Below are 22,726 nucleotides of genomic sequence, written 5' to 3' on the forward strand. Positions count from 1 at the left end.
CGTGCACGTCGGCTGTCCGGACTTCGGAGCCCGAAACCCCGTAGGGCGGGCCCCGAAGTCCATCAACCCACGGCGGGCGCGGTTACGCCTCCCAGACCGCGGCGCAGGTGCGGTCGCCGGCGTACCCCTCGGTCCGGAGCTGGGCGTCGGCGAGGAAGGCGGGCAGCCCCGGCGGCCCGGCGCTCCCCCAGCGCCGGGCCAGCTCCTCGGGGAACCCGGACGCGCCGCGCATCGGCTCGGCGAGCCCGTCTCCGCACAGGAGCAGCGTGTCGCCGGGGCGCGCCACGGAGGCCCGGAAGCGGAAGCGCTCGGCGGGCGGGGGGCTGCCGATGTGCGGGGACGGCGGCGTCGTGATGTGGAGGTCCAGGGTCGGCCGGCCCCCGTCCGACTCCTCCGGCCGGCCGCCCGCCGCCCACGCGGCCCCGCTCTCGGGGGTGAGGGGCTCCAGGTCCTGCCAGAGGCCGTCGCGGAGCCGGAAGAGGCCGCCGCTTCCCACGCCGAAGAAGATCCGGGTGCGGCAGGCGGGGTCGGCGGGGAGCAGCAGGCAGCGCAGGCTCGCGGTGTACTCGGCGGGTTTCACGCCCAGTTCGGCGGCGCGGGCGCGCAGCCTGCCGTAGGTGCGGTCGGTGAGCCGGTGCAGCCCCGACTTGAGGTCGCCCCGGCGGCCCGCCCTTATGTCCTCGGAGAGCCGGGCGTGGCTGCGGGCGACGGCCGCGCCGATCCACCGGCACGCGTCGGCCGCGGCGAGGTGGGCGGCCTCGCTCGCCCGCGCGCCGCCCGCGACGGCGACGAGGACGAGGGCGTGCTCGTCGGCCCCGAAGCGGGCGGTGAGCAGCGCGTCGCGCCGGGTCTCGCCGCGGAGGCGGGCGGAGTCGCCCCGTACGGAGGCGGCGCGCAGGGTGTACGTCCCGTAGCGCGCGCCGTCCAGGACGGTGTCGGGGACCAGCCCGTCCACGGTCTGCGGTGTGGCGGCGGGCAGGGCGGCGGGCTCGACGGCGCGGCCGGGCTCTCCGACGCGTCCGACGACCGGTCGCGCCTCCGGACCGTCGACGGCGGCCGGGGCGGGCGCGGGGGGCCGGGGTGCGGCGAACGTGCGCGGTCCGGACCGCCCGGCGGGCTGCTCCCAGGGGGCCGGGAAGACGGTGGTGCGGGGCGGGGCGGGGGGCGGCTGCGCGGTCCGGGGTTCGGGCACGGGGGCGCCGGGCGGCTCGGCCCGGCCGGGCTCGGGCTCGGGCTCGGGACCGGGCTCGGGCCGGACGTACGGGCCCCGCGCCGTGCGCGGGTCCGGCACCGCGGGGGCCGCGTCGGCCTCCGGGTCCGCGGCGGCCGCCGCCTCCGCGTCCCGCGCGGCCCCGTGCGGGTCCGGGTGGTCGCCCGCCGGGCGACTGACCGCGTCCGACACGGAGTCGAAGCGGTCGTCGAGGCTGTCGGCCGCGCTGCTGGGCCCGGTGTCCGGCGCGGTCTCGTCGTACAGCTCGCGCCACCAGTCGTCCTCGTGGGCGGCGGGCTTCTCCCCCTGCTGACTCATGCCCATATTGTCCACGGCGAGGGCCCCGAGGGGGCGCGGCATCCCGAAAGCGGCCGGGAAAAATGGTGCGCCGGGCGGCTCGCCCCGGAGGGCGGGGCGGCCGGGAGGGTCGGCTCGTGGGGGGCCTGCGCCCGGTGCGGGCGACGGGGGCGCGGGACGGCGACGACGGCCGCCGAGGCGGAACGGCCGGAGGCACGGGGGATGATGGAGGCGGCGGGATCGCGCCGTGGCCCATTTCCGCCGCGCGGGGCCCGCGGGCGGGGGCGCCGCGCCGGGCGGTCGCCACACCCCTGGGGAGGGTCGGAGAATGCTGGGGGCCATAGGTCTCGACGCGAGGCAGGAAGCCGTCTACCGCGTGCTCGTCGCGGTGGGTGCCGCGGAGCTCACCGATCTCGCGCACCGCTCGGCGCTCGCCGAGGCGGATGCCGAGCGGGTGCTGCGCCGGTTGGAGCAGTGGGGCCTGGCCGCCCGGTCGTCGGCCCGGCCGGGCCGCTGGGTGGCGGCCCCGCCGGACGTGGCGCTGGGCGCGCTGCTGGTCCAGCAGCGGCGCGAGCTGGAGCAGGCGGAGTCGGCGTCCGCGCTGCTGGCCAAGGAGTACCGGGCGGAGGCGGGAGAGCCGGCGGTGCACGACCTGGTCGAGGTGGTGACGGGGGCGGGCGCGGTCGCCCGGCGCCTCCACCAGGTGCGGTCGGCGGCGGTGTCGGAGGTGTGCGCCCTGGTCACCGGGGCGCCGGACGCGCTGACCGGGAGGGAGGACCAGCCCGAGGAGCGGGCGGCCCCGCACGGGGCGGCCCACCGGGTGGTGGTCGAGCGCGAGATGCTGGCGCGGCCGTCGGGGATCGCGGAGCTGTCGGCGGCGCTGGGCCGCCAGGCGCGGTGCCGGGTCGTGGACCGGGTGCCGACGTGGCTGGTCGTCGCCGACGGGAGCCTGGCGATGGTCCCGCTGACCGGGCGCGGGGCGGAGCCCGCCGCCCTGGTGGTGCACGCCGGCGGACTGCTGGAGACGCTGGCGGGGCTGTTCGAGGCCGTCTGGCGGGAGGCGATGCCGCTGCGGCTGGGCGGGCAGGGCGGGGTGTGCGAGGACGGGGCGGGGCCCGACCCGACCGACCTGGAGATCCTGTCGCTGCTGCTGGCCGGGCTGACCGACGCCCGGGTGGCCAAGCACCTGGATCTGGGGTTGCGGACCGTGCAGCGCCGGGTGAAGGGGCTGATGGAGCTGGCGGGCGTCTCGACCCGCCTGCAGTTGGGCTGGCACGCCTACGAACGGGGCTGGGTGGCCCGCACCGCGTCCTCCTGAGCACGCGGGGGCGGCGGCCGGAACGCGCGGACGGGCGCGGCGGTGCGCTCTGCGGCAGGCTGGCTGGATGAGTGTGTGGCAGCTCGTCGGCGTGGGCCTGGTCATGCTGCTGGGCCTGGTCGGCGTGCTGGCGCCGGGCGTCCCCGGCCAGGCGATCGTCTGGTCGGCGGTGCTGTGGTGGGCGCTGACGGACATGACCCCGACGGCGTGGGGCGTCCTGATCGGCGCGACGGCCCTGCTGCTGCTGAACCAGGCCGTCAGACCGCTGCTGCCGCCGCGCCGCCCGAACGACGCGGGGGCGCCGCGCCGGACCCTCGTGCTCGGCGGGCTCGCGGCGATCGCCGGGTTCTTCCTGGTGCCCGTGGTGGGCGCTGTCCTCGGATACGTGGGGGCGGTCTTCGGCGCGGAGCGGCTGCGGCTGGGCAGCCGCGGCGCGGCCTGGGCGTCGGTGCGCTCGGTGCTGCGGACCACGGGCTACGCGGTGCTGGCGGAGCTGTTCGCCTGCCTGCTGGTGGCGGGGGCCTGGTTGGGCGCGGTGCTCTGGGGCTGACCCGCGCGGGCCGGTCGGCGCCGGGCCGCCTCCCGGTGGCGTACGGCGTACGAGCGCCAGGGCCGCCACCGCTCCGCCCCCGGCGTCCCGTCGGGGTCCACGTCCGGGTCCCCGAGGGCCCGCATCCGGATCAGCGCGGCGGTGCGCCGGTCGATCCCGGCCAGTGCCAGCAGCGTGCGCTCCGCCTCGTCCCGGTCGGCCCCGGCGTCCAGCCGCAGCCGCCCGTCGGCGAGCGCGGCGGCCAGGGAGCGCAGGACGGGGTCCTCGGCCGAGGCGGCGAGCGCGTCCGCCTCGGGGAACACGTGGGTGAGCCCGCCGCACGGCGCGTCGAGCGCCTTCCCGTAACGCTCCACGAGCTCCCCGGCGCGCCCGCTCCCCACCAGCGTCCGTACGGCGGCCTCCTCGGGGTCCGCCGCGCCCGGCGAGCGCAGGCCGGGGCGGGCGGCGACCAGGGGGGCGAGCCGGGGGTCGGCGGCCAGGGTCTCGTCGATCGCGTACGGGTCGGCGTCCAGGTCGAGGAGGCGGCGCAGCCGCTGGACGGCGGTGGTCAGGTCGCGCAGGTCGGCGAGGTGGATACGGGCCTCCAGCCAGGGGCCGGGCGAGGACTCGTCGACCGCGACCAGCCCGGTCCCGTAGGGCAGTCGCAGGGTGCGCCGGTAGGTGCGCCGTCCGGGGGCTCCCACCACCTCCTCGATCCGGGGGACCGCCTCCGCCGCCAGCAGGTCGAACACGGCGGACGCGGCGTACGGTCCCCGGTGGGCGAGGCGCAGCGGGACGCCGGCCCGCGCGCTGTCGCGATGCCCGCCGCCGAGCCCGGTCGCGGCCTCGGCGCGCAGGGCGCTGGGGGTGCGGGCGTAGATCCGGCGGACGGTGTCGTTGAACTGCCGCACGCTGGCGAACCCGGCGGCGAAGGCGATCTCGGTGACGGGCAGCCCGGTGGTCTGGAGGAGGACCCGCGCGGTGTGGGAGCGCTGGGCGCGGGCCAGGGCGACGGGCCCGGCGCCCAGCTCGGCGTTGAGCTGGCGCTGGAGCTGCCGGGCGCTGTAGCCGAGCCGCCCGGCGAGGCCGGGGACGCCTTCGCGGTCCACCACGCCGTCGCCGATGAGCCGCATGGCGCGGCCGACGACGTCGGCGCGGACGTTCCAGGCGGCGGAGCCGGGCACGGCGTCCGGGCGGCAGCGGCGGCAGGCCCGGAAGCCGTTCGCCTGGGCGGCCGCAGCGGTGGGGTAGAAGCGCACGTTGGCGCGCTTGGGGGTGACGGCGGGGCAGCTCGGCCGGCAGTAGACGCCGGTGGTGACGACGGCGAAGAAGAACTCTCCGTCGAAGCGCGCGTCGCGGCTGCTCACCGCCTCGTACCTGGTGCGTTCGTCCATCACACCGTCCAGTGTGCGGCAGCTCCCACTGCCGCACTCGCGGTTTTCGGACGCCGAGGCCGGGGCGGGCCGGCGGCTACCGCACCCGGCCCCGCTTGGCCTGCATCGCCGCCCGCCCCTCGGCGCTCCTGCGCTTCCAGTCGCGCAGGATCTCCGAGCGCATCCGGGCGTCGGTCTTGGCGACGATCCGCTGGTTCTCGCGGAGCAGCTTGCGGTAGCTGTCCAGGCGGCGCTCGGGGAGGCTACCGTCCGCCAGCGCGCCGAGCACGGCGCATCCCGGCTCCGCCTCGTGCGAGCAGTCGTGGAACCGGCACCGCTCGGCCAGCTCCTCGATCTCGGAGAACACCTCGCCGACGCCCTCCCCGGCGTCGTACAGGCCCACTCCGCGCAGTCCGGGGGTGTCGATGAGGACGCCGCCGTGCGGCAGGAGCAGGAGGTTGCGGGTGGTGGTGGTGTGCCGGCCCTTGCCGTCGACCTCCCGTGCGGCCGCCACCTCCATCACGTCCCGGCCGAGGAGCGTGTTGGCCAGGGTGGACTTGCCCGCGCCGGAGACGCCGAGCAGCACGCTCGTGCCGCCGGAGGCGACGGCCTCGAACACGTCGAGCCCCTCGCCCGTGGCGGAGCTGACGGGCAGCACCTGGACGCCGGGGGCGACGGCCTCGACGTCCTGGGCGAGGTGGGACACGGTGGCCGCGTCGGGCACCAGGTCGGCCTTGGTGAGCAGCACGATCGGCTCGGGCCGACGCGCCTGCTCGGGGCCGCTCCCCTCGTCGAGCAGGGCGGCGCCGCTGGAGCTGGACAGGGCGAGCGCGAGGAAGCGCTCGAGGCGTCCGAGGTCCAGTTCGACGGCGAGCGAGACGCAGACGGCGATGTGGTCGACGTTGGTGGCGAGCACCTGCCCCTCGGACCGCTGGGAGGAGGTCGAGCGGACGAAGGCGGTGCGGCGCGGCAGCAGCGTACGGACGAACCGGGGGTCGCCGCCCGCGTCGAGCGCCACCCAGTCGCCGGTGCACACGACGCGCATCGGGTCGCGCGGCACCACGAACGCGGTGTCGGCGCGGACCGGGCCGTCGGCGGTGATCACGTCGCACTGGCCGCGATCGACCCGCACCACGCGTCCCGGCAGGAGTCCCTGTTCGGCGTACGGGGAGAAGGAGGCCGCCCAAGCATCGTCCCAGCCGTACGGGGCCAGGGGATGCGAGGAGGACGGGAGGGAGGAGAGGGAGAAAGACAAGGGAAACCCTTCACAGGGTGGCCCCGGCACGCGCGTTCGGCGCGACAGTCGTGAGGTGGGTCAGCCGGTGGCCACGGGGGTGGGGACGATGCTCTTCCGGTTGGGGGCAGTGCCCATCGCAACGACAGTCATCAATGTCCTCACCTCCTGGTTCCTCGGGACTCCGGTCCGCACGCACCCTGCGGCGTGCGGAACGGGGTCACCCTAGCCCGGCCCCCGAGGGGAGCGTCAACCGGTTTACCGGGGCGGCTCGTTCGGGGCCGGGGCGGTGCCCGACGGCCCCGACTGCCCGACCTGGTGCAAGGCCCAGTAGTGCGGCTCGGCGGGGGCCTGCCGCACCACGATCCGACCGGTGACGTCGGGGCTGTCCACCAGCCTCCCCCAGGAGCCGGAGTGGTCGCCGGGGGTGTGCTCGATGTCGGCCCACACCGTGCTGCCGGGCCCGGCGGAACCGGAGGAGACGGTCCACTCGGCGAACCGGTCGCCGCAGACGTCGCCGACCATCACGCGGTGGTGCGAGGTCAGGCGCAGACAGACGCGCGGGTTCGAGCCGGTCGCGGAGACCTCCATCGTTCCGTTGGCGCGCCGCCGCACCTGCCAGTCGGCGGAGGCGGAGGCGGTGCCGGCGCAGGAGCCCAGCGACACCGCGCCGACGCTTCCGGCCGGGGTGGGCCAGACCAGGCACTGGCCGTCGCGGAGGGAAGCGAACCGGTAGACCCCGTCGGCGATCGGGGCGGCGTGGGCGGGTTGGACGAGTGCCGCTGCGGCGGCGGTCGTGGCGGCCAGGACGGCGATGAAGCGTGAACGCATGGGAGGGGTCTCCTCGAACAGCCGTGGTCGTGCCGTTCGCACGGCACCGACGCGGTCGACGCACCTGCCGCCGGAGGCGGCGGCGTCGATCCTGGGGCACCGGCCGCGTCGGCGGCACGGCCCGCCGGCCGGCGCCACCCGTCCGGCCGAGCCGCGTCACCCGATGGTGTGGGGGCTCACGGCCGGGGGCCCGTGCGGGCGCTCAGCCGCCGGCCGCCTCGGCGGAGGTGCGGGCCGCCGGGACGAGCCCGCCGGCGCGGCGGGGGGAGGCGGGCAGGGGGGCGCGGGCGGCCGCCGCCCGCCACTCGGCGACGAGCCGGTCGTAGATGGGGGTGCCGCCCGATGGAGGCTGCTCCCCGTCCTGCGGAGGCTGACTGTCGTACGGGTTCATGCGGGGCCTTTACCCCCGCGGGCCCGCATCGTCAGCCGGTTGTGGGGCATCCGGCCCAACGCGGGGGCGGGCGGTGCGCCGGGCGCGCCCCCGCGCACCGCCCGTCCGGCGTGACACGTGAAAGGCCCCGGACGGCGATCGCCGTCCGGGGCCGGACCGGTCCGGGCGCGTGCCCTGCCGGTCAGATGCTCACTTGTTGACGCAGGTGTTGCCGAAGGCCGGGTTCAGCACACCGATCACGTTGACGGTGTTGCCGCAGATGTTGAGCGGGATGTGGATCGGGAGCTGCAGGATGTTCCCGGAGAGCACGCCCGGCGAGTGGGCGGCGACAGCCTGGGCGCCCGAGTCGGCCATGGCCGGTGCGGCGGTGCCCACCGCCATGAGGGTACCGGCGGCGACGGCGGCAATCTTGGTGTACTTCACTCTTCGTCCCTTTCCTCGGCGGAGTCCGACGCGGCACGACTGTCGTGCCGCCCGAGCCGGATGGTGATCGCTCGTGACTCCGACGTTGCCATGGGTAACGAAACCCGAGCGGAATCGAAACTGCCGAGGAAAAGGATTCGACGGAACCGCTCGAATGACGCAACGCCGGTGCGGGCGCCCTGCTCTCCGGCGCTCGCGTGGAGGTGCGGCGCACAGGATCACACCGGCGCACGGCGGGCGTGCGGGCAGGCGCGTGCCGCCGCCTGCGCACGCCCGCTCGCGCCCGCGCGTGAAGAAATTGCGGACACGCCGTCAGGCCGGTGCGCCGAACGGATGGACGGGGATCGACCGGTCCGACGGGTCACCCGGACAGCAGAGCCGCACGGTGAACCGTCAACGTGCGACGAAAAAGTGCGAGTTGAGGCTGAATCGTTTTTCTCACTCGGGGGGCCGGGGAGAGCGGGTGGCATATGCGCCACCCGTTCGGGTGAACGCACGTTTTCTTCGCATCTCCGAGTTTCCCGCGCGGCCCTGCGTCGTTATGGCAGTCGTCCAGCGCGCATATGTGTTTGACGAGTCCCACCCTGGCTTCCCGCCGGATTCGGCTGTGCAGCGGCTCCGCCCGATGGCTCCCCCGCACTCCGCGCGAAGCACCTACGCGATGTCCTCGCGAATGTCCTAAGGAAGGGCAAGTAAATGCGACAGGTCTTGAACAGAAGCATCATCGTCATGGCGGCCACGTCCGGCCTCCTGGCCGCGGTCGGCGGCACCGCGCACGCCGACGCGTCGGCCGAGGGCGCTGCCGTCGGTTCGCCGGGGGTGGCCTCGGGCAACACCGTTCAGGTGCCGGTGCACATCCCGGTCAACGTGTGCGGCAACACCGTCAACGTGATCGCTCTGCTGAACCCGGCTTTCGGCAACAAGTGCGTGAACACCGACGGCCCGAAGGACGACCACCCGCCGGTCGACAAGCCCCCGGTGGACAAGCCGCCCGTGGACAAGCCCCCGGTCGACAAGCCGCCGGTCGACAAGCCCCCCGTGGACAAGCCGCCGGTGGACAAGCCGCCGGTGAGCAAGCCGCCGACCGGCACCCCGGAGACCCCCGGCACTCCCGGAACCCCCGGCACCCCGGACGTCCCCGGCTCGGACACCCCCGGCTCCGACACGACCGTCGCCAGCGCCCACGGTCCGCAGTTGGCCGAGACCGGCGCCGCCGACCTCGGCATGGCGGCCGGCGCGAGCGCCGCGCTGCTGCTCGGCGGGGCCGTGATGATGCGCCGCGCCCGTAACGCGCGGGACTGATCGACGCGCCGGTGCGCGATGAGGGTCCGGTCGGACAGTGAGGACTGTCCGGCCGGACCTTTCGTGCTGTACGGCGTCCCCCGCGGCCCGCGGCGCGGGACGATGCGGTACCGCGCCGAGCCGCGCGGGTCGGCGCACGACGACGGGAAGGGGCGGGACGATGGCGACCGCGTTGCGCATCGGGGTCATCGGCGGCAGCATCGCGGGGTGCGCGGCAGCCGTCGCGGGGCTGCGCGCGGGGGCGCGGGTCACCGTGTACGAGCGGAGCGCCGCCGAGCTGCAGGACCGGGGGTTCGGCATCGTCATCCCGCCGCCCCTGCACGCGGAGTTGGTCGGGGCGGGGTACCTGGACGCGGCGATGCCCACGGCGCCGGTGGCCACGCGCGTCTGGCTGACCCGGCGGCCGGGCGGCCGTGACGCTCGGGAGCTGGCCCGGCAGCCGTCCCCCGTGACCCCCTGCAACTGGGGCCTGCTGTGGCGGTCGTTGCGGACCGCCGCCGACGCGGCGCGGCACCTGCGCGGGCGGCCGGTGACCTCGGTCGGCCGGGACGCCGCCGGGCGGGCGGTGGCGGCCACCGCGCGGGGCGAGGAGGCGTACGACCTCGTGGTGGGGGCGGACGGGCACGCGTCGGCCACCCGGCCGCTGCTCGCCCCCGGCCTGCGGCCGGAGACCGCCGGATACCTGGTCTGGCGCGGTGCGATCCCGGTCGGCGCCCTGGCCCACCACCCCCGGGAGCTGGCGCTGCTGCGCGAAGCGTGGGTGACCCTGGGCTTCACCGGCGGGCACGGCATCTTCTATCTGATTCCGGGGGCCGCGCGGGACGGCGGCCGGATGCTCGCGTACGCCGTCTACGGACGGGCGCCCGCCGGGGCCGAGGCCGGGCCGTACGTGCACGAGCTGGCCCGGCAGCACTTCCCGGCGGCGTGGGCGGACATGGTCGGGTGCGGCGAGCGCCGGGCCGAGGTCTGCCACCCGGTCACCGATGTGCAGGTCCCGCGGGCCGCCCGCGCGCCGCTGCTGCTCGCGGGGGACGCGGCCGGGGTGAGCAGGCCGCACACCGCCAGCGGTGCGGTCAAGGCCCTCCAGGACGCCCTGTGTCTGGAACGGGTGCTGCGCGAGGGGCCGACTGTTGCCGCGGCGCTGGAGCGGTACGCGGACGAGCGCACGGCGGCGGGGGCGCGCGTGGTGGAGCTGGGCCGCCGACTGGGGCGCGCGCAGGTCGAGGAGACTCCCGACTGGGCGGCGATGGGCCAGCGGGAGGTGGACTCCTGGTTCCGGGGGGTGCTGGCCGGGACCCGGCACTACCTGCTGTACGAGGAGGACCGCGAGGCGTCCGCGCCGGCCGGCCCGGACGCGGACGACGAGCGGGTCGGCCGGCCGTAGGGGGCCGGGTGGCGGACCGTCCGGCCGTAGGGCGGTCGCGGCTCGGCGGGTCTCAGTCCGCGACGCGTTCGAAGACCGCGGCGAGGCCCTGGCCGCCGCCGACGCACATCGTCTCCAGGCCGTAGCGGGCCTCGCGGCGGTGGAGTTCGCGGGTGAGCGTGGCCAGGATGCGGGCGCCGGTGGCGCCGACCGGGTGGCCCAGCGAGATGCCCGAGCCGTTGACGTTGATCCGCTGCTCGTGGTCCGCCTCGCCGAGGCCCATCTCCCTCGTGCACGCGAGCACCTGGGCGGCGAACGCCTCGTTCAGCTCGATCAGGTCCAGGTCGGCGAGGGTGAGGCCGGCCCGGTCGAGCGCCGTGCGGGTCGCGGCGACGGGGGCGATGCCCATGGTCGCGGCGGGGACCCCGGCGCGGGCGAAGGAGACGAGGCGGACGAGCGGGGTGAGGCCGAGGTGTTCGGCGGTCTCGGCGCTGGTCACCAGGCAGGCCGCGGCCGCGTCGTTCTGGCCGCTGGCGTTGCCCGCGGTGACGGTGGCGTCCGGGTCGGTCCCGGCCATCACCGGCCGGAGCGCGGCGAGTTGTTCGGCGGTGGTGTCGGGGCGGGGGTGCTCGTCGGCGGTGACGGCCGTCTCGCCCCGACGGCCGCGCACGGTGACGGGGACGATCTCCGCGTCGTAGCGGCCCTCGGCGGCCGCACGGGCGGCCCGCCGCTGGGAGCGCAGGGCGAGGGCGTCCTGGTCGGCGCGGCTGATGCCGTACTCCCGGCGCAGGTTCTCCGCCGTCTCGACCATGCCGCCGGGGACCGGGTGGTTGACCCCGCCCGCGGTGACGCGGCCCCGCGCCAGGGAGTCGTGGAGCTGGAGTCCGGGGCCCTTGATGCCCCAGCGCCCGTCGTGCGTGTAGTAGGGCGCCGCGCTCATCACGTCGACGCCGCCCGCGATGACGACGTCGCTGAACCCGGCCCGGATCTGCATCGCCGCGTCCAGGACCGCCTGGAGCCCGGAGCCGCAGCGGCGGTCGACCTGGGAGCCGGTGACGGTGGCGGGCAGCCCGGCGTCCAGCGCGGCGACCCGGCCGATGGCGGGGGCCTCGCTGGTCGGGTAGGAGTGGCCGAGGATCACCTCGTCGATCCGGTCGGGGTCGACGCCGGTGCGGGCGACGACCTCCGCGACGACGCGGGCGGCGAGGGCGGCCGGGGTCTGCTGGGCGAACGCCCCGCCGAACCGGCCGATGGGGGTGCGCAGGGGTTCGCAGATGACGACGTCGAGCGACACGGTGGGGCCTTCCTCCGGGGCGGCGGGCGGGCATCGGTCGGCCGGACGGCCTTCGCGTCCGATGGCTGGGCGACCCCCGGCACCGCCGGACGCGCCCGGTACGCGCCGCACGCGCGGCCGGTCGCATCCGGTCGGGCGGGTCGTCCGGCGTACGACCCTATTGCGGCGGGGGCCGACGATCAACGGGCCCGGCACGTCGGGGCGTCCCGCGTCGGACGGCCGCGGACCGGTCGTGCCGGCGGACCCGCCCGCCGCCGCGGCTCCTGCGCGAGGATGTCCGATCGAACCGTGTCCACCCGCGTCGAAGGAGCCCACCGCCATGCGTATCAGGATCATCGGAGCCGGGGCCATGGGCCGCGGCATCGCCCAGTGGGCGGCCTGCGGCGGACACACCGTCGAACTGGGCGACGTGCGGCCCGAGGCGGTGGCGCAGGCGCGGGACTTCGTCGCCGCGATGCTGGACCGGGCGGTCGCCAAGGGCCGGATGTCCGCCGCCGACCGGAACGGGGCCGTGGCGCGGCTGGTGCCGCTCACCGACCCGTGGGCGCCGGGCCCGGAGGTGGAGTTGGCCGTCGAGGCGGTACGGGAGGACCTGGAGACCAAGGCCGAGGTGTTCGGCAGGCTGGAGCGGGCGCTGCCCCCGGCCGCCGTGTTCGCCACCAACACCTCCTCGCTGTCGGTGACGCGGATCGCCGCGGCGCTCCAGGACCCCTCGCGCCTGGCCGGGCTGCACTTCTTCAACCCGGTGCCGCTCATGAGGATCGTCGAGGTGGTGCCGGGGGCGGCCACCCGCCCCGAGATCCCCGCCCTGCTGACCGGGTTGGTGGAGGGGTGCGGCCACCGGGCGGTCGTGGTGGCGGACACCCCCGGCTTCCTGGTCAACCACGCCGGGCGCGGGCTGGTCACCGAGGCGCTGGCGCTGCTGGAGGAGTCGGTGGCGGACCCGGCGGGGATCGACCGGATCGCGCGGGACGTGCTGGGGCTGCGGATGGGCCCGTTCGAGCTGATGGACCTGACCGGGCTGGACGTGACCGCCGCGGTGATCGACGCGGTCTGGGAGGGCTTCCGCGGGGAGGACCGGCTGCGCCCCTCCTTCCTCACCCCGAACCGGGTGGCGGCCGGATTGCACGGCCGCAAGACGGGCCGGGGCTGGTACGCGTACGGCGAGGGGGCGTCCGGCCCCGCGCCGGAGAGCGCGGTCACCGGCGACGGCGGGCGCCCGGTGTTCCTGGCGGCGGGCCGGGGGCGGGAGACCGCCGCGTACGAACAGGCCCTGGCCGGTGCGCTGGAGGCGGCGGGGTGCCGTCTGGAGCGGGGCGGGGGGCCGTCGGCGGGGGCGGTGGTTCTGGTTCCGGTGTGGGGCTCACCGGTGTCGTCGGCGGTCGCGGCGGAAGGGCTGCCCCGTGAGCGGACGTTCGGCGTCGAGGTGCTGCCCGCCGCCGGACGCCGCCGGGTGCTCGCGGTGACGCCCGCGGCCGACCCGGCGGCGGCCCGTGACGCGCGGGCGGTGCTGGCGCGGGGTGCCGACGGGGAGCCGTACGCGGTGTCGGTGGTGCGGGACACCGCGGGCACGGTGGCGCAGCGCCTGCTGTCCTCCGTCGTCTCGGTCGGCTGCTCGATCGCGGAGCGCTCGCTCGCCGTGCCCGCCGACGTCGACGGGGCGGTGACCGCGGGGCTCGGCTATCCGGCCGGGCCGCTGGCGTGGGGCGAACGCGTCGGGGCCGTACGGATGCTGGCGCTCCAGCGGGCCCTGCACGCGGCGACCGGCGATCCGCGCCACCGCCCGACGCGCTGGCTCGCCGAACGGGCCGCGCTGGGCCTCGCGCTGACCGATCCGGGCACCGCGCCCGCGGACTGCCTGGGCTGAGCGCGCCGTGCGGGGGCCGGGGCGGGCGGCCGATTCGTCCAAGACCGCCGGGAGGCCGTGCGCCTACGGTCGGGGCATGACTCCACGACTCGACGCGTTCGGCATCATCACGGCGGACCTGGCGGCCTCGCTCGCCTTCTACCGCCGGCTCGGCCTCGACATCCCCGAGGGGGCGGAAGCGGCTCCGCACGTCGAAGTGACGCTGCCCGGCGGGCAGCGTCTGCTGTGGGACACCGAGGAGGTCATCGCCTCGTTCGATCCGCGCTGGAGGCGCCCGGCGGGCGGGGAGCGGCTCGGGCTCGCGTTCGCCTGTGAGCGGCCCGACGAGGTGGACGCCCTGTACGCGGAGCTGACCGGGGCGGGGTACACCGGGCGCCTGCCGCCGTGGGACGCGGTGTGGGGGCAGCGCTACGCGGTCGTGCTGGACCCGGACGGCTGCGGGGTGTCGCTGTTCGCGGCGGCCGCGTCGTAGCCGGTGGCGGCCAGGTGGGCGCCGAGCGTGGTCCCGGCGAGGTCGCGCATCTCCCGCGCGAGGTGGGCCTGGTCCGCGCAGCCCGCCGCGTGGGCGGCCTCGGCGTACGGGAGGCCGGCGCGGACGAGGGCCAGGGCGCGTTGCAGCCGGAGCACCCGGCCCAGGGTCTTGGGCCCGTAGCCGAAGGCGGCCAGGGAGCGGCGGTGCAGTTGGCGGGCGCTGAGGCCGACTTCGGCGGCCGCCGCCGCGACGGACCGGCCGCGGCGCAGGAGTTCGGCGACGGCCGCGGTGAGCGGGTCCGGCGGCCCGGCATCGGCGGCCAGTCCCAGCGCCACCCGCTCCAGGGCGGCGGCCGGGTCGGGGGCGCGCTCGATCCGCCCGGCGAGGCGGCGGGCGGCGGGCCGGGTGCGGAGGTCGGCCAGCTCGACCCGCCGGTCGCGCACCTCGTGCGCCGGTACGCCCAGGAGCGCGGGCGCGACGCCGGGGGCGAGGCGGATCGCGGCGCAGGAGCCCCGGTCGCGCGGGTCGACCTGGAAGGCGCGGGTGTCGGGTCCGGCGAGGATCAGGCGTCCGCCGGTCCAGATGAGGTCCATGCACCCGTCGGGGAGCACGGAACGGGCGGGCCGCTCGGGGCCGTCGGGGGCGTCCCAGGTCCAGACGACGGCGCCGTCCAGCCGGGACGGCCGCTCCCGGTAGGACCGGCGGTGCTGCTCGGGCATACGGACCTCAGCGCGCGGCGCCGGGGGGCGGCGGGCCCGCGTCCTCGGGGGGCCGCGCGCCGCCTCCGCCCTCCTTCGGCGCCTTGGCCTCCTTGGCGTCCCTGGGCTCCTTCTCCCGAGTCGCGTGCAGCCGGGACCTCACGTCGTCGGGCGGCAGGAAGCGGGACCAGCGCTCGGGGAACTCGGAGGGCATGTAGGCCGGGTCGTCGTCCTCGTCGTCGTCCGCGCCGTCGCGGGCGGCCGCGCGGGTCCGGGCGACGAACTCGGCGGCCTGGGCGGCGCGGGCGCGTTCGGTGGCCTCGCGGGCGGCGGCGGTGGCGAGGGAGGGCCACACGCGGTCGATGGCCGCGTTGACGGCGGCGCCGACGAGGACGGCGAAGGCGGAGATGCCGATCCAGAGCAGGACGGCGATGGGCGCGGCCAAGGAGCCGTAGATCGTGGGGCCTTCGACCGTGTTGGTGAGGTAGATCCGCAGCAGGAAGCTGCCGAGGACCCACATGCCGAGCGCCATGAGCGCGCCGGGCACGTCCTCGATCCACGGTGAGCGGACCGGCACCGAGACGTGGTAGAGCGTCGTGAGGAACGCGATGGTCAGCAGGATGACGAGCGGCCAGTACAGGACGGCTATGACCTCGGTGCCCCAGGGCACGAACTCGACGACCCGGTCCGGGCCGACGACCAGCAGCGGCAGCACCACCGCACCCAGCAGCAGGGCGACGACGTAGAGCAGGAAGGCGAGCAGCCGGGTCTTGACGATCCCGCGGTGGCCGTCGAGTCCGTACATCACGGTGATGGTGTCGATGAAGACGTTCACGGCGCGCGAGCCGGACCACAGGGCGATCGCGAAGCCGATGGAGATGACGTCGGGGCGGGCCCCCGTCGTGACGTCGGCGAGCAGCGGTTCGGCGAAGTCCTTGACCCCGCGCTCGGACAGCACCGTGTGGGAGGCGGAGAGGATGTTGCGCTCGATGGAGGCGACCGTGGTGGTGCTCGTCCACTCGTCGACGTAGCCGAGCAGTCCGATCATGCCGAGCAGCAGGGGCGGCAGGGAGAGCAGGGTGAAGAACGCGGCCTCCGCCGCGAGCCCCAGGATGCGGTACTCGATGCACGAGTTGACGGTGTCCTTGAGCAAGTGCCACGCCATCCGCCGCTTGGAGACGTTGCGGTAGAGGACTCGGGCCCGGTGGAGCCGGCCCGGCGGCCGCTCGGGTGTTTCGTTCGCTGCCTGCACCTCCTTACCGTATCGGCATGGCAGCCACCAACCACACAGTGACCAATCAGGTTCCGCCGCTGGTCGGCTATGACGTCTTCACCGCCGACCGGGTCCTGTCCGAGGCCGTGGAGCGGCACGTCGATCCGGGCGTCCTGCCCGAGGCGCGGGAGGAGCTCGAAACGCTCGGGCGGTCCGCGGGCTCGGCCCAGGCACGGGCCTGGGGCGAGCAGGCGAACGCGTACCCGCCCGTCCTGCGCACCCACGACCGCTACGGGCACCGCATCGACGAAGTGGAGTTCCATCCCTCCTACCACCGGCTGCTCGGCCACGCCGTGTCGGCCGGGCTGACCGACGCCTGGGGGCGTCGCTCCGGCCATGTCCGGCGCGCGGCCGGGTTCCTGGTGTGGACGCAGGCCGAGGCGGGGCACGGCTGCCCGCTGTCGATGACGCACGCGGCGGTGCCCGCGCTGCGGACCGACCCGGCGCTGGCCGCCGTGTGGGAGCCGCTGCTGACCTCGCACACGTACGAGGAGGAGCTGCGGCCGGCGGAGGGGAAGAGCGGGGCCCTCCTCGGGATGGGGATGACGGAGAAGCAGGGCGGAACCGACGTCCGGTCCAACACGACGCGGGCGCTGCCGCTGGACGGCGAGGACGCGTACCTGCTCACCGGGCACAAGTGGTTCTGCTCGGCGCCCATGTCGGACGGCTTCCTGGTGCTGGCGCAGGCGCCGGGCGGGCTGAGCTGCTTCCTGGTGCCGCGCGTGCTGCCGGACGGCACGCGCAACGCGTTCGCGATCCAGCGGCTCAAGGACAAGCTGGGCAACCGGTCCAACGCGTCCGCAGAGGTCGAGTTCGACGGGACGTGGGCGCGCCGGGTCGGCGAGGAGGGGCGCGGGGTGCGCACCATCATCGAGATGGTGGCGGCCACCCGGCTGGACTGCGTGGTCGGTTCGGCGGCGCTGATGCGGCAGGCGGTGGCGCAGGCGGTCCACCACAGCGGCCACCGCAGCGCGTTCGGCGGGCCGCTGATCGACAAGCCGCTGATGCGCAACGTCCTGGCGGACCTGGCGCTGGAGTCGGAGGCGGCGACGGTCCTGGCGATGCGGCTGGCGTCGGCGTACGACACGGACACCGAGGAGGAGCGCGCCTTCCTGCGGCTCGCGGTGCCGGCCGCGAAGTACTGGGTCACCAAGCGGTGCACCCCGCTGGTGGGCGAGGCCCTGGAGTGCCTGGGGGGCAACGGGTACGTGGAGGAGTCGGGGATGCCCCGGCTGCTGCGCGAGGCCCCGCTGAACTCGATCTGGGAGGGCTCCGGCAACGTCCAGGCGCTGGACGTGCTGCGCGCGCTGCGCAGGGAGCCGGGGGCGCTGGACGCGTACCTGCGCGAGGTCGGCGCGGCGCGCGGGGCGGACCACCGGCTGGACGCGGCGATCACCGACCTGCTGACCGAACTGGCGGACCTGGAGGGCGTCGAGGCGCGGGCCCGGCGGCTGGTGGAGCGCATCGCCCTGGTGCTCCAGGGCTCGCTGCTGGTGCGGTGGGCGCCGCCGGAGGTCGCGGACGCGTTCTGCGCCTCGCGGCTCGGCGGGGACGGGGGCGCGGCGTTCGGGACGCTGCCGCACACCCTGGACCTGGCGTCGATCGTGGAGCGGGCCCGGCCGGTCGACGCCTCGGGGGCCTGAGCGGCGGGGGGAGCGACGGAGGGTGGTGCTGCGCCGACACGGCACCACCCTCCACGCTTGCGACCACCGCACAGCCGGCTCAGGTCCGGCGTACGGTGTTCTGCCACTGTTGTACGGCTGGGAGCCCGCCGCCAGAGTTGCAAAGGGTTGCAAACATTGTGTGGACTGCTCACCGGGCCGGCCCCGGCGGGCGGCAGGATGGGGCCGCGGGCTCGGGCCGGGCGCCGGTCCGGGGCCGCGGGCGGGGAGTGTTCGGGGGGAACCATGACGGAGACGGGTTCTGTCGGAGTGGCGCGGGCGGCGACCGGCCAGGGGGCGGACGTCCGGGCGACGCGGCTGCTCCACCGGGCGCGGTCGGCGGGCGGGCGCGGCGGTGGCGCGCCCCGCGCCGAGATCGGCGCCTCGTGGGACCGGGCGGTGCGCAGCGGCGTCGTCCCCGAGCAGTCGCCGGAGAGCGAGCTGCTGGAGGCGGAGGAGATCGAGCACCGGCGCCGCAGCACGGCGCTCGGGGAGCTGACGCCGCTGCTGCGGGCCGAGCTGGCCTCGATCGCGGACGCGGCGCGGCAGATCATGGTGGTCACCGACGCCGAGGGGCGGGTGCTGTGGCGCCAGGGCGACGCCGGGGTGCTCCGCCGGGCCCGCTCCATCTGCCTCCAGGAGGGCGCGGCCTGGGACGAGGCGGCGACCGGGACGAACGCGATCGGCACGGCGCTGGCGGCGCGCGCCCCCGTCCAGGTCCACTCGGCCGAGCACTTCATCCGGGCGCTGCACGGCTGGACCTGCGCGGCGGCTCCGGTCCGCGACCCGCGGGACGGGCGGCTGATCGGGATCGTGGACATCAGCGGTCCGGCGTCCACGTTCCATCCGACGACGCTGGCGCTGGTCGGCTCGGTGGCCCGGCTCGCGGAGGCCGAGATCCGCTCCCGCCATCTGGTGGAGATCGAACGGCTGCGCGCGGTGGCCGCGCCGATCCTGTGCCGGGTGGGCGGGCGGGCGCTGGCGGTGGACGCGCACGGGCGGCTGGCGGCGGTGACGGGGATGCCCCCGGTGGACCGGCTGCCGCTGCCGAAGTCGCTGCGGCCGGGTCCGGTGTGGCTGCCCTCGCTGGGGATGTGCCAGATCGAGCCGCTGCCGGGCGGCTGGCTGGTGCGGGTGAGCGAGTGCGGGGCGCAGGGGCCGCCGCGCCGGGTGGTGCTGGACCTGAGCCGGTCCCGGTCGCTCGCCGTGCACGTGGTCGGGCCGCTGGGCGACTGCGCGCAGCGGCTCTCCCCGCGCCACGCGGAGCTGCTGTACGCGCTGGCGGTGCACCGGCAGGGGCGGACCGCCTCCGAGCTGGCGCTCGACCTCTTCGGGGACGCGACCCGGACGGTGACGGTCCGGGCGGAGGTCTCCCGGCTGCGGCGGCGCCTGGCGGAGGTGCTGGCCCACCGCCCGTACCGCTTCGCGGACGGGGTGGAGGTGGAGGTGGTGCGCCCGGAGCACCCGGCCGACCTGCTGCCGCACTCGGCGGCCCCGGTGGTGGTGGAGGCGCGGCGAAGGGCCCGGTCCGGCTGAGCGCCGCCCGCGCCCGCGGGCCGGGCCCGCCGTCCGGGCGGCGGGGGCGGCATGGTTTTCTGGCCGTCATGAGCGACATCCCCCAGCCCGCAGCGCCGACCGTCGACGTGACCGTCTGGTCGCTGGAGCAGACCTCGCCCGACGACCTGCGTCCGGCCGCCGTGCCGGAGGGCGATGTGCGCATCGTCCGCTCCGAGGTCCCGCTGCCGGAGTTCAGCCGCTTCCTGTACACGGCCGTGGGCGGCGACGTCCGCTGGACGGACCGGTTGGGCATGACGTACGCCCAGTGGCAGGAGGTCCTGGAGCGGCCCGGCGCGGAGACCTGGGTGGCGTACGCGGACGGGACGCCCGCCGGGTACGCCGAGTTGGAGGCGCGGGAGGGCGGCGTGGTCGAGATCGTCTACTTCGGGCTGGTCCCGGCCTTCCGGGGGCGGCGGATCGGCGGTCACCTCCTGGCGTACGCGACGGCGCGCGCCTGGGACATGGCCGAGCGCCGGCCCGGTCTGGCGCGGACGGAGCGGGTGTGGCTGCACACCTGCTCCCAGGACGGCCCGCACGCGATGGACAACTACCTGCGGCGGGGCTTCCGGCTCTTCGACACGAAGACCGTGGTGGAGCCGGTGGTCGCGCCGCCGGGGCCGTGGCCCGGAGCGTACGGCTCCTGAGGCCCCGCCCGCCGGGGAGCGCGTCCGGCAGTGGCCCGTCCCCGAGCCCCTGGCTGGGTGATTTGCGGTCGAATGCCACCCCCGCGCCATGTGACCCAAACCACGGCGTCTCATGAAGTGGGACGATCTCGTCCACATGGCGGATAGTGGTGGACTGTCCCGAGATGCGCATGACACGCTTCCGCCATGCCTGGAACTGGAATTGCCTTGGTGAGTCGACGCCACGTCGATCTCGGCCGCATGTCCAGCGCCATCTGTCGGGCGAGCTGAGAGCCCCAGCACCCGCCCCGCCCCTCTGACCTCTGCGACGCCCCTGCGCACCGCCGCGCCTCAGCGCGAGTGTGCCGTTCAGAGCCGCCCTCCCGCAGTCCCGAAGGACGTATCGCCATGGCCGCCACCCCGGATCAGCCTGCGCCCGCCACGCCCCGCCGCAAGGCCGGACGCCACCGTGGCGAGGGCCAGTGGGCCGTGGGCCACCACACCCCCCTCAACGGGAACGAGCAGTTCAAGAAGGACGACGACGGTCTCAACGTGCGGACACGCATTGAGACGATCTACTCCCGGCGCGGCTTCGACTCCATCGACCCGAACGACCTGCGCGGCCGGATGCGCTGGTGGGGGCTGTACACGCAGCGCAAGCCCGGAATCGACGGCGGCAAGACCGCCGTGCTGGAGCCGGAGGAGCTGGACGACTCCTACTTCATGCTGCGCGTCCGCATCGACGGCGGGCGGCTGACCACGCGGCAGCTGCGGGTGATCGGGGAGATCTCCCAGGAGTTCGCCCGCGGCACCGCCGACCTCACCGACCGGCAGAACGTGCAGTACCACTGGATCCGCATCGAGGACGTGCCGGAGATCTGGCGGCGGCTGGAGGAGGTGGGGCTGTCCACCACCGAGGCCTGCGGCGACACCCCCCGCGTGATCCTCGGCTCCCCCGTCGCGGGCGTCGCGGAGAACGAGATCATCGACGGCACGCCCGCCATCGACGAGATCCAGCGCCGGTTCATCGGCAACCCCGACTTCTCCAACCTGCCCCGCAAGTTCAAGACGGCGATCTCCGGCTCCCCGCACCTGGACGTGGCGCACGAGATCAACGACGTCGCGTTCGTCGGCGTCCGCCACCCCGAGCACGGCCCCGGCTTCGACCTCTGGGTGGGCGGCGGGCTGTCCACCAACCCCAAGCTCGGGGTCCGGCTCGGCGCCTGGGTGCCGCTGGACGACGTGCCCGACGTGTTCGCCGGGGTCATCGGCATCTTCCGCGACTACGGCTACCGGCGGCTGCGCACCCGCGCCCGGCTGAAGTTCCTGGTGGCGGACTGGGGGCCGGAGAGGTTCCGCCAGGTGCTGGAGGACGAGTACCTGCACCGCGCGCTGACCGACGGCCCCGCGCCCGAGCAGCCCTCGCAGACCTGGCGGGACCACCTCGGGGTGCACCGGCAGCGGGACGGCCGCTTCTACGTGGGCTTCGCCCCGCGCGTCGGCCGGGTCGACGGCGCCACCCTCACCAAGATCGCGGAACTGGCCGAGGCCCACGGCTCCGGACGGGTCCGCACCACCGCCGAGCAGAAGATGATCGTGCTCGACGTCGCCGAGGAGCAGGTGGAGTCCCTGGTCTCCGGCCTGGAGGCGCTCGACCTGCGGGTCACCCCCTCCCCCTTCCGGCGCGGCACGATGGCCTGCACCGGCATCGAGTTCTGCAAGCTGGCGATCGTCGAGACGAAGGCGCGCGGCGCCTCGCTCATCGACGAACTGGAGCGCCGCATCCCGGAGTTCGACCACCCGATCACCATCAACATCAACGGCTGCCCCAACGCCTGCGCGCGCATCCAGGTCGCCGACATCGGACTCAAGGGCCAGTTGATGCTGGACGCGGACGGCAACCAGGTCGAGGGCTACCAGGTCCACCTCGGCGGCGCGCTCGGCCTGGAGGCCGGCTTCGGCCGCAAGGTGCGCGGGCTGAAGGTCACCGCCGCCGAACTGCCCGACTACATCGAGCGGTTGCTCGGCCGCTTCCAGGAGGAGCGCGAGGACGGCGAGCGCTTCGCCACCTGGGCGGCGCGCGCCGGTGCGGAGTCGCTGTCATGAGCGAGCGCGCCGCCCCCTTCCACTGCCCGTACTGCGGCGACGAGGACCTGCGCCCCCACGAGAGCGGTCGTGGCGCCTGGGAATGCGCTGCCTGCAACCGTGCGTTCCAGCTCACGTTCCTGGGCCTGCTGGCTCGGGGCGTCCAGCGCAACGACGGTGAAGGAGACCGGATATGACGGGCACCGCACTGACCGGAGAGCTGACCGACCAGGAGCTGAGGGAGCTGGCCGAGCAGGCCGGCCGGGAGCTGGAGGACGCCTCGGCGTCCGAGATCCTGCGGTGGGCCGCCGACGCCTTCGGCCCGCGCTTCTGCGTCACCTCCTCGATGGAGGACGCGGTCGTCGCCCACCTGGCGTCGCGGGTGATGCCCGGCGTGGACGTGGTCTTCCTGGACACCGGCTACCACTTCCCCGAGACCATCGGGACCCGTGACGCGGTGGACGCGGTGATGGACGTCAACGTCATCACGATCACCCCGCGCCGCAGCGTCGCCGAGCAGGACGCCGAGCACGGCCCGAGGCTGCACGACCGCGACCCCGACCTGTGCTGCGCGCTGCGCAAGGTCGCGCCGCTGGAGGACGGCCTGACCCCGTACGCCGCCTGGGCGACGGGGCTGCGCCGCGACGAGTCCCCGACCCGCGCGAACACCCCGGTCGTCGGCTGGGACGCCAAGCGCCGCAAGGTGAAGGTCTCCCCCATCGCCCGCTGGACCCAGGACGACGTGGACGCCTACGTCGCCGAGCACGGGGTGCTCACCAACCCGCTGCTGATGGACGGCTACGCCTCCGTCGGCTGCGCGCCCTGCACCCGCCGGGTGCGGGAGGGCGAGGACGCGCGGGCCGGCCGATGGGCCGGCCGGGGCAAGACCGAGTGCGGGCTGCACGGCTGATGACGACTGATCAGG

22 protein-coding genes are annotated in these 22,726 nt (G+C 75.8%); 13 read left to right on the forward strand and 9 right to left on the reverse strand.

Features of this window, described 5'->3' with window-relative positions:
* Nucleotides 1–82 precede the first annotated feature (82 nt).
* Nucleotides 83–1,528: a protein phosphatase 2C domain-containing protein gene (locus ACZ6EJ_RS12985; protein WP_469266834.1), complete on the reverse strand. Its 1,446-nt coding sequence runs from the start codon at nucleotides 1,526–1,528 to the stop codon at nucleotides 83–85.
* 307 nt (nucleotides 1,529–1,835) lie between these two features.
* Here ACZ6EJ_RS12985 and ACZ6EJ_RS12990 point away from each other — a divergent pair, with 307 nt between their 5' ends.
* Together ACZ6EJ_RS12990 and ACZ6EJ_RS12995 are read left to right on the forward strand one after the other, a co-directional pair.
* Nucleotides 1,836–2,825 (forward strand): helix-turn-helix domain-containing protein, encoded by a 990-nt coding sequence (locus tag ACZ6EJ_RS12990; protein ID WP_469266835.1) that lies wholly within the window; start codon nucleotides 1,836–1,838, stop codon nucleotides 2,823–2,825.
* Nucleotides 2,826–2,892: 67 nt separating this feature from the next.
* On the forward strand, nucleotides 2,893–3,375 hold the full coding sequence (locus tag ACZ6EJ_RS12995) for a DUF456 domain-containing protein (protein ID WP_469266837.1): 483 nt from the start codon (nucleotides 2,893–2,895) through the stop codon (nucleotides 3,373–3,375).
* Here ACZ6EJ_RS12995 and ACZ6EJ_RS13000 read toward each other — a convergent pair.
* From ACZ6EJ_RS13000 to ACZ6EJ_RS13020, 5 genes are all read right to left on the reverse strand, one after another.
* Nucleotides 3,300–4,748, reverse strand: coding sequence for a DNA-3-methyladenine glycosylase 2 family protein (locus ACZ6EJ_RS13000; RefSeq protein WP_469266839.1), 1,449 nt, complete (start codon nucleotides 4,746–4,748; stop codon nucleotides 3,300–3,302). The genes ACZ6EJ_RS12995 and ACZ6EJ_RS13000 overlap by 76 nt on opposite strands.
* 76 nt (nucleotides 4,749–4,824) lie before the next feature.
* Nucleotides 4,825–5,982, reverse strand: a complete 1,158-nt coding sequence (rsgA, locus tag ACZ6EJ_RS13005; protein WP_469266840.1) for a ribosome small subunit-dependent GTPase A — start codon at nucleotides 5,980–5,982, stop codon at nucleotides 4,825–4,827.
* A gap of 237 nt (nucleotides 5,983–6,219) precedes the next feature.
* Complete coding sequence (locus ACZ6EJ_RS13010; RefSeq protein WP_469266842.1) at nucleotides 6,220–6,792, reverse strand: hypothetical protein; 573 nt, start codon at nucleotides 6,790–6,792, stop codon at nucleotides 6,220–6,222.
* A gap of 202 nt (nucleotides 6,793–6,994) precedes the next feature.
* Nucleotides 6,995–7,183 (reverse strand): hypothetical protein, encoded by a 189-nt coding sequence (locus ACZ6EJ_RS13015; protein WP_469266843.1) that lies wholly within the window; start codon nucleotides 7,181–7,183, stop codon nucleotides 6,995–6,997.
* A 189-nt stretch (nucleotides 7,184–7,372) separates the two neighbouring features.
* Nucleotides 7,373–7,606, reverse strand: coding sequence for a chaplin (locus ACZ6EJ_RS13020; RefSeq protein WP_469266845.1), 234 nt, complete (start codon nucleotides 7,604–7,606; stop codon nucleotides 7,373–7,375).
* Nucleotides 7,607–8,302: 696 nt separating this feature from the next.
* Between ACZ6EJ_RS13020 and ACZ6EJ_RS13025 the strand changes: the two genes are divergently transcribed.
* Both ACZ6EJ_RS13025 and ACZ6EJ_RS13030 read left to right on the forward strand, forming a co-directional pair.
* Nucleotides 8,303–8,908 carry a chaplin gene (locus ACZ6EJ_RS13025; RefSeq protein ID WP_469266846.1) on the forward strand — a complete coding sequence of 202 codons (606 nt, stop codon included), beginning with the start codon at nucleotides 8,303–8,305 and terminating at the stop codon, nucleotides 8,906–8,908.
* 160 nt (nucleotides 8,909–9,068) lie between these two features.
* Entirely contained in the window at nucleotides 9,069–10,292 is a 1,224-nt protein-coding gene (locus tag ACZ6EJ_RS13030) for an FAD-dependent monooxygenase (protein WP_469266847.1), read from the forward strand.
* Between the two features lie 52 nt (nucleotides 10,293–10,344).
* Here the strand turns inward: ACZ6EJ_RS13030 and ACZ6EJ_RS13035 are convergent, their stop codons facing one another.
* Nucleotides 10,345–11,565, reverse strand: coding sequence for an acetyl-CoA C-acetyltransferase (locus ACZ6EJ_RS13035; RefSeq protein ID WP_469266848.1), 1,221 nt, complete (start codon nucleotides 11,563–11,565; stop codon nucleotides 10,345–10,347).
* Between the two features lie 319 nt (nucleotides 11,566–11,884).
* Between ACZ6EJ_RS13035 and ACZ6EJ_RS13040 the strand changes: the two genes are divergently transcribed.
* Nucleotides 11,885–13,432 (forward strand): 3-hydroxyacyl-CoA dehydrogenase NAD-binding domain-containing protein, encoded by a 1,548-nt coding sequence (locus ACZ6EJ_RS13040; protein WP_469266849.1) that lies wholly within the window; start codon nucleotides 11,885–11,887, stop codon nucleotides 13,430–13,432.
* Nucleotides 13,433–13,508: 76 nt separating this feature from the next.
* Nucleotides 13,509–13,904 carry a VOC family protein gene (locus ACZ6EJ_RS13045; RefSeq protein WP_469266851.1) on the forward strand — a complete coding sequence of 132 codons (396 nt, stop codon included), beginning with the start codon at nucleotides 13,509–13,511 and terminating at the stop codon, nucleotides 13,902–13,904.
* Here ACZ6EJ_RS13045 and ACZ6EJ_RS13050 read toward each other — a convergent pair.
* Nucleotides 13,841–14,623: a DUF6597 domain-containing transcriptional factor gene (locus tag ACZ6EJ_RS13050; protein ID WP_469266852.1), complete on the reverse strand. Its 783-nt coding sequence runs from the start codon at nucleotides 14,621–14,623 to the stop codon at nucleotides 13,841–13,843. The genes ACZ6EJ_RS13045 and ACZ6EJ_RS13050 overlap by 64 nt on opposite strands.
* Before the next feature lie 7 nt (nucleotides 14,624–14,630).
* Nucleotides 14,631–15,854: a YihY/virulence factor BrkB family protein gene (locus ACZ6EJ_RS13055; RefSeq protein ID WP_469266854.1), complete on the reverse strand. Its 1,224-nt coding sequence runs from the start codon at nucleotides 15,852–15,854 to the stop codon at nucleotides 14,631–14,633.
* A gap of 17 nt (nucleotides 15,855–15,871) precedes the next feature.
* On the opposite strand from ACZ6EJ_RS13055, the gene ACZ6EJ_RS13060 reads away from it, so the two are divergent.
* The 7 genes from ACZ6EJ_RS13060 to ACZ6EJ_RS13090 all read left to right on the forward strand — a co-directional run bounded on the left by ACZ6EJ_RS13060 (nucleotide 15,872) and on the right by ACZ6EJ_RS13090 (nucleotide 22,711).
* Nucleotides 15,872–17,518 carry an acyl-CoA dehydrogenase family protein gene (locus tag ACZ6EJ_RS13060; RefSeq protein WP_469266855.1) on the forward strand — a complete coding sequence of 549 codons (1,647 nt, stop codon included), beginning with the start codon at nucleotides 15,872–15,874 and terminating at the stop codon, nucleotides 17,516–17,518.
* A gap of 264 nt (nucleotides 17,519–17,782) precedes the next feature.
* The gene (locus ACZ6EJ_RS13065) at nucleotides 17,783–19,072 is read left to right on the forward strand and encodes a helix-turn-helix domain-containing protein (RefSeq protein ID WP_469266857.1); all 1,290 of its coding nucleotides are present in this window, start codon (nucleotides 17,783–17,785) and stop codon (nucleotides 19,070–19,072) included.
* A gap of 68 nt (nucleotides 19,073–19,140) precedes the next feature.
* The gene (locus ACZ6EJ_RS13070) at nucleotides 19,141–19,737 is read left to right on the forward strand and encodes a GNAT family N-acetyltransferase (protein ID WP_469266859.1); all 597 of its coding nucleotides are present in this window, start codon (nucleotides 19,141–19,143) and stop codon (nucleotides 19,735–19,737) included.
* Between the two features lie 186 nt (nucleotides 19,738–19,923).
* Nucleotides 19,924–20,007 carry a putative leader peptide gene (locus tag ACZ6EJ_RS13075; protein WP_361361822.1) on the forward strand — a complete coding sequence of 28 codons (84 nt, stop codon included), beginning with the start codon at nucleotides 19,924–19,926 and terminating at the stop codon, nucleotides 20,005–20,007.
* A gap of 117 nt (nucleotides 20,008–20,124) precedes the next feature.
* Entirely contained in the window at nucleotides 20,125–21,822 is a 1,698-nt protein-coding gene (locus ACZ6EJ_RS13080; RefSeq protein WP_469266860.1) for a nitrite/sulfite reductase, read from the forward strand.
* On the forward strand, nucleotides 21,819–21,998 hold the full coding sequence (locus ACZ6EJ_RS13085; RefSeq protein WP_469266862.1) for a hypothetical protein: 180 nt from the start codon (nucleotides 21,819–21,821) through the stop codon (nucleotides 21,996–21,998). The genes ACZ6EJ_RS13080 and ACZ6EJ_RS13085 overlap by 4 nt, the downstream gene beginning before the upstream one ends.
* Complete coding sequence (locus tag ACZ6EJ_RS13090; protein ID WP_469266863.1) at nucleotides 21,995–22,711, forward strand: phosphoadenylyl-sulfate reductase; 717 nt, start codon at nucleotides 21,995–21,997, stop codon at nucleotides 22,709–22,711. Before ACZ6EJ_RS13085 ends, ACZ6EJ_RS13090 begins: the two co-directional genes overlap by 4 nt.
* Nucleotides 22,712–22,726: the final 15 nt, after the last annotated feature.

It is taken from the genome of Streptomyces sp. NPDC041970 (assembly GCF_055588985.1).